The sequence below is a fragment of the Okeania sp. SIO2C2 genome (assembly GCF_010692625.1).
Classification (GTDB): Bacteria; Cyanobacteriota; Cyanobacteriia; order Cyanobacteriales; family Microcoleaceae; genus Okeania; species Okeania hirsuta.
The window spans coordinates 30,462-42,541 of sequence record NZ_JAAHGM010000016.1 but is presented as its reverse complement, the minus strand read 5'-3'; the positions used below and the strand labels follow the sequence as shown (position 1 = coordinate 42,541).

Annotated in this window: 9 protein-coding genes; 4 read left to right on the top strand and 5 right to left on the bottom strand. The window is 35.7% G+C overall.

The genetic code is table 11. The annotated features are described in order from the left end of the window. The 5 genes from F6K18_RS15620 to F6K18_RS15600 all read right to left on the bottom strand — a co-directional run. Nucleotides 1-629, bottom strand: a 629-nt coding sequence (locus tag F6K18_RS15620; protein WP_375341325.1) for an ABC transporter substrate-binding protein, incomplete at its 3' end; no start/stop codon positions are given. Nucleotides 630-818: 189 nt separating this feature from the next. Then, nucleotides 819-1,175 carry a hypothetical protein gene (locus tag F6K18_RS15615; RefSeq protein WP_287522057.1) on the bottom strand — a complete coding sequence of 119 codons (357 nt, stop codon included), beginning with the start codon at nucleotides 1,173-1,175 and terminating at the stop codon, nucleotides 819-821. A gap of 194 nt (nucleotides 1,176-1,369) precedes the next feature. Then, on the bottom strand, nucleotides 1,370-3,943 hold the full coding sequence (locus tag F6K18_RS15610) for an ABC transporter substrate-binding protein (protein ID WP_287522056.1): 2,574 nt from the start codon (nucleotides 3,941-3,943) through the stop codon (nucleotides 1,370-1,372). A gap of 591 nt (nucleotides 3,944-4,534) precedes the next feature. After that, nucleotides 4,535-5,470: a DUF1822 family protein gene (locus F6K18_RS15605; RefSeq protein WP_287522054.1), complete on the bottom strand. Its 936-nt coding sequence runs from the start codon at nucleotides 5,468-5,470 to the stop codon at nucleotides 4,535-4,537. Continuing rightward, nucleotides 5,467-6,141, bottom strand: a complete 675-nt coding sequence (locus F6K18_RS15600) for a hypothetical protein (RefSeq protein ID WP_287522052.1) — start codon at nucleotides 6,139-6,141, stop codon at nucleotides 5,467-5,469. The genes F6K18_RS15605 and F6K18_RS15600 overlap by 4 nt, the downstream gene beginning before the upstream one ends. Before the next feature lie 982 nt (nucleotides 6,142-7,123). On the opposite strand from F6K18_RS15600, the gene F6K18_RS15595 reads away from it, so the two are divergent. From F6K18_RS15595 to F6K18_RS15580, 4 genes are all read left to right on the top strand, one after another. Then, nucleotides 7,124-7,621: a helix-turn-helix domain-containing protein gene (locus tag F6K18_RS15595; protein WP_287522051.1), complete on the top strand. Its 498-nt coding sequence runs from the start codon at nucleotides 7,124-7,126 to the stop codon at nucleotides 7,619-7,621. Between the two features lie 239 nt (nucleotides 7,622-7,860). After that, a complete protein-coding gene (locus tag F6K18_RS15590) occupies nucleotides 7,861-8,748 on the top strand; it encodes an alpha/beta hydrolase (protein ID WP_287522049.1) in 888 nt (295 codons plus the stop codon). A 525-nt stretch (nucleotides 8,749-9,273) separates the two neighbouring features. Next, nucleotides 9,274-11,181 carry a GTPase family protein gene (locus F6K18_RS15585; protein ID WP_287522048.1) on the top strand — a complete coding sequence of 636 codons (1,908 nt, stop codon included), beginning with the start codon at nucleotides 9,274-9,276 and terminating at the stop codon, nucleotides 11,179-11,181. A 135-nt stretch (nucleotides 11,182-11,316) separates the two neighbouring features. Further along, nucleotides 11,317-11,913: a Uma2 family endonuclease gene (locus F6K18_RS15580; RefSeq protein WP_287522046.1), complete on the top strand. Its 597-nt coding sequence runs from the start codon at nucleotides 11,317-11,319 to the stop codon at nucleotides 11,911-11,913. Nucleotides 11,914-12,080 lie beyond the last annotated feature (167 nt).

The following is a 12,080-nucleotide window of genomic DNA, read 5'->3' as shown; positions in this document are numbered from 1 at the left end:
TTAGGGTCACGATGCCAAGGAATAGCAACTATCAAATTATTCTGATATGCTTCTTCTCCAGCATCATTTACAACACGATAATTATAGATAGAATCTCCTCCTATTAATTTTAATCCTTTAGCATTATGAATTACTCCAATAGCATTAGTCAGACTAATGTCAGTAGTAGGGACTAATAACATTGCTTCAGCACCTTGATTTTTTGCCTGTTCAACACAGTCTTGGGCACTGAAATTTCCAGCATCAAGATAACATTTCTGCACAAATTTTTTCATTTTCAGTAGCATCTCAAATTCTCGAGTCAGAGATTCACTATATTCATTATTTTGTACATAAGCTACTGCTACATTTTTATCTAGAAAAATTTCCTGATTCAAATAGTTGAATAAAGTTTGGGCTGCAATTCGATCGCTAGGGGGAATTTTAAATACAAATTTGCCAAAGTTAGATAATCTAGTTGAGGTGCTAGTGGGAGAAATTACTACTAATTTATGTTTGTTATAAACCTGTCCAGCTTGGAGAGTCATTTCACTAGAATAATGACCTATAACGGCAATAATTTCCCGTTTTTTTACTAAATATTCGGCAATTTGTTTTGCTGTTTCTGGTTGGTATTTATCGTCAGTAATGGTGACTTTTAAAAATGTATTATTGGAGCTACCTTGGCAATTTAGTTGACTTTGAGTATCTTCAACTGCCAGAGAAATTTCAGATAAACCACAATTAAATTAACTTTGGAATTGAGCAACTCCTCGCAAAAATTCCTGGGCAATATTAGGTTCTCCATCAGCAGGAATACTAACTGCTATTTGTAATATTTATCCAGTTTTATTGAGTATTTTTGTTTGTTTGGCAATGGCATTGTTCAAAAAGATTACTGTTTCTGGGTCATTTTTATAGCTATTCAGAGATTTGCGGAATTGGTAAATAGAACTACTAAATCTTTTGTTGTTGAAGTCTTCCATTCCTAATTTTTTTTCTGAGGATATTTTCCCAGAAGGAAACATGGTTTTTTCGCCAATGCTACTATTAATTTTTGGAATCTCTGGAATTATGGTTTTAATTAATTGGTCTACATCTTTGAGCAGTAGAATAGCTGCAATGGATAATCCTGCCAATTCTAAGGGCAGTTTGGCTCGCTGAATAAATTTATACCAAATATTTTGTTGAGTCATTTTATCGGGTAAATATCAATTTTGAATAAAGCCAAAAATTTGGGTGCATCTCAATTTTGAATAAAGCCAAAAATTTATCGCTTTTAAGCAACAGGCAACAGGCAACAGGCGACAGGGAATATATAGGGAAAAAGTATTTTTACATATACAAGATACACCCATTTTATCCTAAGTAAATAAATTAAAATAGTAATTTATTGCTCCAGAATTACAAATTCATATTTTCCAGATTTACCATGAGGTTTTACCTGAACTAATACTGGTTTATCTTTCTCGATAAACTGGCGATCGCCTGACTCGCTAAATCTAATTTTTCCTGTTACTCCTTCTAGGGAAAAATCGGGATTAGATAAGATTCTTTGTAACTGTTTACGAGAATAATTACCCATCATTTCATCTACAGCTTTAATAATAGTTTTAGTCGCATCATAAGATTTAGCAGTACGCCAATTAATTTCCGCATTCCAAAACTTTTGAGCTGTTTGACTAAATTGAGAATTAGGGTGACGATGCCAAGGAATAGCAAGGGTTAAATTTCCTCGGTCTGCTTGTTGACCTGCATCTTTTAATACCCTGGGATTATAAACAGAATCTCCACCTAATAATTTCAATCCTTTAGCATTATTAATGATGCCGATAACATTACTCAAAGTTCTGTCTGTAGCTGGAACTAAAAACATTATTTCTGCTCCTCGATTTTGTGCTTCTTCTACACAGTCACTGGCACTAAAATTCCCGGACGAAATATTGCACTTATATACGAATTTTTCTGGCAGTAATTTATTAAATTCTTTAGTTAAAGACTGACTATAGATATTACCAGGTATATAGGCAACTGCTATTTTTTTATCTGCCCAATTTTGTCGTTCCAAATAATTCCATAGAGTTTGAGCTGCTAGATGATCGTTTGGTGCAACTCTCAAGACAAATTTACCGAAATTTTTCAAAAGAATAGAAGTGCTAGTAGGAGAAATTACTACTAATTCTGCTTTGTTATAAATCTCTCCTGCTTGTAAAGTCATATCACTAGAAGAGTGACCAATAACGGCAATAATTTCTGCCTTTGCTACTAAGGTTTGAGCAATTTTTTCTGCAGTTTCTGGTAGATATTCATCATCAGCAATAGTAACTTTTAAAAATTTACCATTGAAGCTACCAGAGCAATTTAGTTGATTTTCAGTATCTTTAATAGCCAGAGAAATTTCCGGTAAACCACAATTAAATTCGCTTTGAGCTTGAGCAACTCCTCGCAAAATTTCCTGGGAAATATCTGATTCCTGACTAATAGGAACGCTAACTGCTATTTCTATCTTTTGCCCAATATTTGTAGCAGATTTTTGTTGAGCAATTGCATTATTCAAATAAATTAAAGTTTCCGGGTCATTTTTCTTGACTTGGAGAGACTGGCGAAATTGAGCGATCGCCTGAGCAAAGTTACCATTATAAAATTTTTCAATTCCTTCTTCTTTTGCCGGATTTTTCTCGGAAGAAATTAACAACTTTTCCCCCTGACTAATATTTTGTAAAATTTCTGGTTGTATCCCGATAATTTTAGTTTCAGTGAATTGATTTTTAACTAAATTTATCGCCAAAATTACCAATAAAATTCCTGCCGTTAGTCCTAAAGGCAGCTTAAATTTATTGATAACTTTCTGCCATAAATTGGAAGAAATTAACTGCTGCCAACTCAAAGGATGAGACAAAGCTGTTTCTTGAATACAAAGAGTAGGTAACCACATTGCCCCTGGATATTCAGATTCAAAATGTTCTAATCTTTCTCGAGCTATTCTCATAGATTTAAACAGAGATTGATTATTCGCAAATTCTGCGAAAAAATACTCTAAAAACTTCACTGCCACCAGGTCAGGAACAGGTTCTCGCATGACAATAATTCGTGATAAACCAAGCTCCGCCAACTGATTTGCTAAACCCAAACCATCACAGGAATTAAATATTGCCAACTGCAACCCATTATCTATTGCATATCTCAAAGAATTTTTAAACTCTTTAATACTTAATCTATCCCGCTCGTTCAAATATATCCAACCAATTGAACCATCTTCTTTACTACAACTATGCCCGGCAAAAATCAATATATGATAGCCAGGTTCCTCCCGCAAAGCATCAGATAAAATTTCCTGCGTTGGTTGATTTAAAAATCTTACTTCTGCACCCTTTTCTTTTAATTTTTGAATTACTTCTAAATCTAACTGTGTATTAATACCATCACTCTTACCAACTATGGCAATAATCCTTACTTTTGAAGATTTACGAAGCCGTCTAAACTTTCTTTGACCTCTAACTCGAATAGCAATTTCTGTTTGAGGAAAACGAGACTGAAATAAATTCCATTCTTGCCAAGGAATGCGACATAAATTAGGATTTTGAATATCCAAAAATAGGCGAATTTCTGAATCAGAATTTCCTAGATAACTTAAGACAGAAATTAATTCATCTCGTACAGGTTGCCAACTAATATCGCCACTATCCAACCATTGATTAAGAGTTATTTTAACTTGTTCTTTTTCCTCATAACTAGAATAATTAACTACTGATTGTGGACTAATACGAGTTGCTACTTTTCTGACATCTTCTAACTGAGAATAAGCTGACTGCCATTGATTAAAAGATTTTTCTAATTCAGCAGGTAGACATGGTAAAAAACCATCAACAGGCTCAAAATTAGCACCTATTGAATTTAAAATCACATGAAACCCATTTTGACCACTATCTATAAGTTTAATCTTAATAATTTTAATAGCTTCCATATTTATCTGCGATAATCTTAAAAGTAAGCATTAAGCCGTCAGCTATCAGCCATCAGCTATTACTTTTTTTTAGTTTTATACCAAATTCAAAAAAGGCAGTTACATCTTAAAATTTAAGCATTCAGCCGTCAGCTATCAGCCATCAGCTATTACTTTTTTTTAGTTTTATACCAAATTCAAAAAAGGCAGTTACATCTTAAAATTTAAGCATTCAGCCGTCAGCTATCAGCCATCAGCTATTACTTTTTTTTAGTTTTATACCAAATTCAAAAAAGGCAGTTACATCTTAATTTGTGATTTATTCCTAAAAGAAAAAAATATAAATTCGATAAATTATAAAATTGCCACCTTTTTTCCTCTTTAATATTTATGTTTTTCTTTCTCTGTTCCCCGTTCCCTGTTTCCTGTTCCCTGTGTCCTCACGCTTTGCAATATTTTATGAAATTGGTATTAGATAAAAGCTTTACTAATTGAATCAGAATTAAATTCTACTATCAAAGCTTGCTTTAAAGTCTATATTAATTAAAATCTTATCATAAGAGCTGACAGCTAACAGCTATTTGCGCAGCATGACCCAGGAAATACTTACTCTTAAACTACAAAATTTTCCCTAATTATTTGCTCATTTAAACTCATTTCTACAGTAAATTGTTCTTGAGGTTTACAACCAAATTCTAATTGTATCCAATCATCCGCTTCCCTAGCTTCAGCTTCCATACAAGAATTACCAGATTCATCCAATATTTGTACTCGTAAACCAGCAGGTAAAAATGGAATTTTATTCGTAGTAGAAAGTCGCACACAAATATCTATTTCCTCCTCAAACTTATCCGTCAATTTTACCGCTAATTCTGTAGCTTCTTCATTTACTCCACTACCCCAATTAATAATTTTCCCACAACTAATACTTACATCATCCGTTGGAGATTGAGAAATACTATCCCTTGAAACTCTTAAACTTCTTGTAGATGTAGATAGTGACTGTAAACTTTGCCATTCTGCCGGAAAAAAACCTTCAAACCACCGACCTAAATTAACCCATTTTTGACACCAATCAATTTCATCAATTAAAGCATCCAAAGATTCTATTTGTGTGAGGGGAATAGAATCTTGAAACCTATCAATATTTCTGGCAGAAACAAATCCTAATATTTGTACTTGGTTTAAATCTTCCTCAAATTGAACCGCTATATAACCCATGCGGTTATCGTTAACCTCTGGAGGCAAAAATAATTCTTTTTCACCAGGAAATACCGGACGACATTCCACTTTGCCAATATTTGGTAAAACTAAATCAGCCACATTAAATATTGCTCTTGAACCAGGATGCCAACAATCACCTTGATGAATCGCGGTCTGAATACCTAAACACTTTAAATAACTTTGAACTGCCACAACAGCAAGAGTATTTAGATAAACTTGTTTTCCTTTTTCAGGAGTTGCTTGTTCTGCTGCAAATAGCTCTGCATAACCATGAGCTTCTGCGGTCAAAAAAACTTTTAATGCTTGTGAAAAAGTCATACTCATAATTCTTCTCCAAATTGATTAGCGATTTCTCTTAATAATGGAATACATCTGCGCTTCCAGTGGGAATAAACAGTTTGGTTACTGATATTTAGACTTCTGGAAATATCGGCTATTTTTTTTGGTGGTTCTGTAAAATTCAACTGAATTGCTAATACTTGACAATTACATTCAGGATGTTTTTTCGGATGAGATGACCTGAGCTTTTCTTCTGGGTCGGTCTCAATATATTGCCTCAAATACTCACCTTGTCTTTGACGTTTTGCTTTTTGCAATTCAGCAATTTTCTGTTCTAGTAAACTTAGACTATTAGCTGGTAAAATTTCTCCTAAAGTTGTTGAATTTTCTCCTTCATTACTAATAGGTTTATCCAAACTGTCATATCTATTATCTGGGGTATATAAGTCTTGGATACGCCATTTCAAATAACCATTAATCCAGACAACAAAACTTCTTTCCCAGGAAGGAGGCCGAGATTCAAAATTTTGAATATTTTTGCAGACCCATTCTAATGTCCGATTAAAAGCCTCCAGATAATCCTGGTGGGACGAACTATATAGTCCAGGGAGTTGTTGAATTAATATCAATAGATGATTAATAGCTTTCTGGCGTGCTGGACTCGGATTTTGATATTGCTTTATTTGGGTAATTAGATTTTGTAATTGGTCCTCCACAGCGATCGCTCTCCTATCACAACAGTTGAAGGTTATGAGTCGAGCTTATCAAAGTTCTAACTATTTTGGCTTAGACCTAATCTTTGTCCCCATATATATATCTGCACTAGAAAGGATTTTTATGCAAATTATTGAAGAAGGAAGAGGGAAATAAGTCAAAAGTCAAAAGTCAAAAGTTAAAAGTTAGATTTGAAAGGAAGAAGGAAGAAGAAAGTAAGTTATAACTCAAAAGTTAAAAGTTAGATTTGAAAGGAAGAGGGAAGAAAGAAGAAGGAAGAAGAAAGTAAGTTATAACTCAAAAGTTAAAAGTTAAAAGTTAAAAGTTAGATTTGAAAGGAAGAGGGAAGAAGGAAGTAAGTTATAACTCAAAAGTTAAAAGTTAGATTTTATCGGCGCAAAACTTTGATGCTACAGTAATTTACCGAATAATTAAGGTTTAAAGCCTCTCCTTTTAAGCAGAAACAAGAAAAAATTTTCCTTTGATTCAATCCTCTTCCTTTTAGAGGGAGAGAGGTAATTATCAATTATCAATTATCAATTATTGAAGGCAGTTATTTAATATTTAAAGGAGCAAAATTATTTGTGACATCTTTAAAATTAATTGGTATAAGAAAGAAGAAAATAAGTTATAAGTCAAAAGTCAAAATTTAAAAGTTAGATTTTATCGGTTAAAAACTTTGATGCTACAGTAATTTACGGAATTTATTTAACATTTAAAGGAGCAAAACTATTTGTGACATCTTTAAAATGAATTGGTATAAAAAATAAGGAAGAAGGGGCTATTTCAGTTATCAGTTGTAAATTTTGAAAAAAAGGGAAATGGTAAGCATTAAGCCGTCAGCTATCAGCTATTGCTTTTAGTTGAGGATAAAAGCTTTATTAATTATCTTACTAAATTTGTCTTCTATTCCCTGTTCCCTATTCCCTGTTGCCTACTATACGTTATACTTATAAAATAAGTGTTTCGTAATGGTTTTTGAAGATGGTAGTAGGTACAACAGAAGCAGCTTTTCTCCTAAATATCTCAACTGCTAGGGTGCGGGTATTACTGAAAGAAGGTCGGATTAAGGGAGCTAATAAAAAAGGACGATCTTGGCTAATTCCTCTTAATAGTCAAGGGATACCAGAAATTATTCCAGGTAGTCGTGGTCCTGATGGTACTTGGAATAAGGGACAACGTACAAGCAAAACAGTTATTCAGATATTGCCTACCGTTATCAATGCTAATCATCAAAACGGCACTTGTTTACCAGCAATTAATATTCAGCATGGCGATCGCCATCATTTATGCCATGAAGCTGATATTCTCGGACCTTGCAAAATTATCTATCAACCCTCTCAACGTAATTCTCATCATACTGGAGAAACAAATTTATGGATTGAAGTTAACCCAGAAGTACAAATTACTCATAAAGTATTCTCTGATGTAGATGAAAATTGCCAAAAATCTATAGAAAGGGATTCAACAATTAATTATTAATTATTAATTATTACCTTTCCTTGAAAACGGATAGGATTGACCGCTTAAGGAAAATTTTTTCTTTTCTCTTGGTCTCATTGATATGGCGAGAAGACCTCACCATCCCTCGACCGCTTTTCTCCTTTAAATGTTAAATAATTTCGGTAGCATCAAAGTTTTGAACTGATAAAATCTAACTTTTGAATGCATGACTTTTGACTTTTGAATTCCGTGAAACGCTATAACTCAAATAAATTTTCATGTTTGAACAATTTACCTACCATAAAATTCCTACTTCCAATGCCACCATTAATTTAGTCAAAGGTGGAAAAGGTTATCCCCTACTACTATTACATGGCTATCCTCAAACTCATATTATGTGGCACAAAGTCGCTCCCGCTCTTGCCCAACACTTCACCGTCATCTGCACAGACCTACGCGGTTATGGCGATAGTGACAAACCACCCTCCGATCCTCAACATCTCACCTATTCCAAACGAGTGACTGCCCAAGACCAAGTAGAAGTTATGGCAGCTCTAGGTTACTCCAAATTCTTGGCAGCAGGTCACGACCGTGGAGGTAGAGTTCTCCATCGCCTTTTACTCGACCACCCCCACTGTGTGGAAAAAGCAGCAGTTCTCGATATTGTACCAACCAGGAAAATTTTTCAAACTGTCAACCAACAACTGGCGACTGCTTATTCTCACTGGTTTTTTCTGCTCGAACCCTACAATATTCCCGAACGCCTGATCGGTTCTGACCCAGCATTTTATCTTGTCAGCAAACTAAAACAGTGGAGTTATGACCAAGCTGCTTTTACCGAGAATGCTATAGCAGAATACATTCGTTGTTTTGACCCTGCCAGTATTCATGGAACTTGTGAAGACTATCGTGCTGCAGCTACTATTGATTTGGAACATGATGCAGAAGATATTAACAGTAGAATAGAATGTCCGTTACTTGTGTTGTGGGGAAAGCGCGGGGTGATGGAAAAATGTTATGATGTGCTAGAAACTTGGCGAGAAAGAGCAATAGATGTGCGCGGTCAAGCTTTTCCATGTGGTCACTTTTTGCCAGAGGAAGCTCCAGAGGAAACAACTCAGGCATTACTTGATTTTTTTATTGAGGGAGTAGGGAGTAGGGAGTAGGGAGTAGGGAGTAGGGAACAGAAGAACATCTTGAGCATATTTGTATAGCGCTATATCTAAATACCACACCCAGTACAGGTACTCAGAAAACAATTATTGAACTGATTCTTGAGTCTGTTCAGTTGCAGTAATGGCTTGAAATCGCTCATCTGAATAGAGATGACTAAAATCAGAGTCTTCCTTAGCCGAATCCTTACAGCGCTTTTCAAATTGATGAACCACATCTTCACAGGCAAAAATCGTGTAGGGGCGATTTCCTACGGAATGCTCCGCAAACGCGAATCGCCCCTACTGTGGTTTACCCAAATGAAAATCGCTGTAAGACTTTTGTCTAATTCCACAGCTATTCTGAGATTTGCCAATGCCAAGCTATCTTCTTTTAATTTTGTCTTCTATTCCCTGTTCCCTGTTCCCTAGAACCAAAAATTTTGTACCTCTCCAGCATGGGAATTTCTATATAAAACTGCCACAGGGAAAAACTCAAGGTAAACTTTTGAATATATAAACTCAAATAAATAACATATAATGATACGATTAAAACTGTGGCAATTAGTAATTTTAGCTATTCCCCTTGTTAGTGTTGTAGCTTTCCTGATGATATCTGCCGGAATGCAAATCAACCAGTGGGGAATAAACTGGATATGGGGCATATTTATCCTCCTGTTTGTGGGATGGCGTTGGTTGCTAGTCAAATGGACGCGACCTACAGTTGAACAAATGAAAGAGGTAATGGCAAAAGTTAACAAACAAATCGAATTTACTGATGACACCACAACCCTACCCACAAAAAGCGATACAACTCTCCAGATAGAAACTGCTCTGCAAGAAATTCTCAAATCATCCCGCAACGACCTTCCTCTTTGGGAAGACTGGCAAACATTTTGGCAACGTTGTCAAGCAGTAATAGTTGCTGTTGCTAATACTTACCATCCGGAGGGCAAATATCCTCTGCTCAATATCTACATTCCCCAAGCTTACGGTTTAATTCGAGGTACAGTTGATGATATGGATCGATGGATGCAAAATTTATCTCCAACCTTGAATCAAATAACTGTCGGTCAAGCGTATCAGGGATATGAAATTTATCGCAAATTAGAACCTTCAGCACGGAAACTTTTTCAAGCTTGGGGTTTAGCACAATGGTTTCTTAACCCAGTAACAGCAGCAGCTAAACTAGCAAGTCGGCGTTACAGTGACCAGGCAAACCAACAGTTATTGATGAATTTCAGTCAGATATTACGGGAAGTGGCATTGCGAAATCTCTGTCAGCAAGCGATCGCTCTCTACGGGGACAACAACCTAGAATTTTCTGAGTCTGTTATTCCTGCTCCTACTCTCCCGAAGGCAGAAACTCAAACCCTCGAACAAATTCTCGAACAAGCTCAACCTGCTGAAACTGTGGAGCAAAAACCTGTGAATATTTTGTTGGTGGGGCGCACTGGGGCAGGAAAGAGTAGTTTAATTAATACCCTGTTTCAAGCTGACCTTGCTGAAGTGGATGTATTACCTAGTACGGATAAAATTCAAAATTATCAATGGCAGCAAACGGGAGAAATTCTCAATTTGTGGGATACACCAGGTTATGAGCAAGCAAACCGCCCAGACTTGCGGGAACTTGTACTCGACTATGCTGAAACTGCAGATTTATTGTTGCTGGTAACTCCTGCTCTCGACCCTGCACTACAAATGGATGTAGACTTTCTCCAAGAATTGAAACAGGAAATTGCTGATTTGCCAGCTATTGTTATTGTGACGCAAGTTGACCGTTTGCGACCTATCCGAGAATGGCAACCTCCTTATGATTTTGTTTGGGGTAAAGGTGCAAAGGAAAAGTCTATTCGGGAGGCGACTCAATATCGCGCAGAAATATTTGGAGATTTTTGTAATCAAGTTTTGCCTGTGGTTACGGGGGATATTAAAAGTAATAGAGGTGCTTGGAATGTTGATGCTATTTCTATGTCTTTGCTAGAAGCTATTGCTCCTGCTAAACAATTACGTCTGGCTCGGTTTTTGCGTGATCGCGAAGTTCGTACTGTTGCAGCAGCTAAAATTATTGACCATTACACTTTCCAAATGGCGACTACTCAGGGGTTAACTGCTTTGTTAAAGAGTCCAGTGTTGCAGTTCGTTTCTACTTTGACAACGGGTTCGCCAACTTTAGCTTATTTGTTGGCAGAAAAAATTCCGGTGGAAGAATTGCCTGTGGTTATTGGTAAGTTACAAATGGCTTACGACTTATTTTCCCTCTTAAGTGGGGATACAAATTTAGGTAGTTTTGACTTACTGGCACTTTGGCCTTTGTTATTAGAAAATCCTTCTTCACCAGACCGGAATGCTTGGGCATTTGGTCACGCTTTGGTAGAATATTGGATGCAGAATTTGACAATTGAACAATTACGGGAACAGTTTAATAATTATCTTCAGCAAGGTTGAAGAAGGAGTCAGGAGTCAGTCCTCAGGAGTCGAGAGAATGCGGTCAATAGGAATTATCACCCCACCAACAGCATTTGCACCCCCGCTGACAGTGAGGTATTAAACCTATAAGGGAAAAGGTAAAAAATTATAGTGATGACTAATTCAATTCAGACAATAGCGGTTAATATTCCGAAAAAAATTAATCTCAAAATTACTCACGAACAATTTGTTGAGTTAGCAAAATTTAACCGGGATTTGCAATTAGAAAGAATAGCTAAAGGAAAGTTAATTGTTACGACACAAAAAGGAGGCGATACGGGAAATCGAAACTCAAATATTTTAGGGCAACTTTGGTTATGGAAACGTCAAACAAAATTAGGTAAAATATTTGATTATTCTAGTGGTTTTCATCTTTCTAATGGTAGTAGTCGCTCCCCCGATTCTGCCTGGGTAAAACAAGAAATATGGGATGCTTTAACTCGCGAACAACAGGAATTTTTTGCGCCTTTATGCCCTGATTTTGTTGTAGAGTTACGTTCTAAAAATGATACTTTTTCCAGGTTACAGAAAAAGATGAAAGAGTATCAGTCAAATGGTGCAAGATTGGGTTGGTTGATTGATAGTAAAAATCTGAAAGTAGAAATTTATCGGCAAAATCAGGAAGTAGAAGTTTTGAAAAATCCTAATAGTTTATCTGGGGAAGATGTGTTACCTGGATTTGTTTTAGATTTGATGGAAGTTTGGAATTAGTAGGGAAAAAATAAATATGATTAAGGGTTTTATCTTAATTTATTTGGTTTATAAGTAGTCATGCAAAATTTATTACATATAGTCTAGAGCTAAAAAGCCCATATTGTAATATTGTCAAAATTTCAGCGAATAAAATTAATTACTTAATGCTAATGCTGATTTTTCTG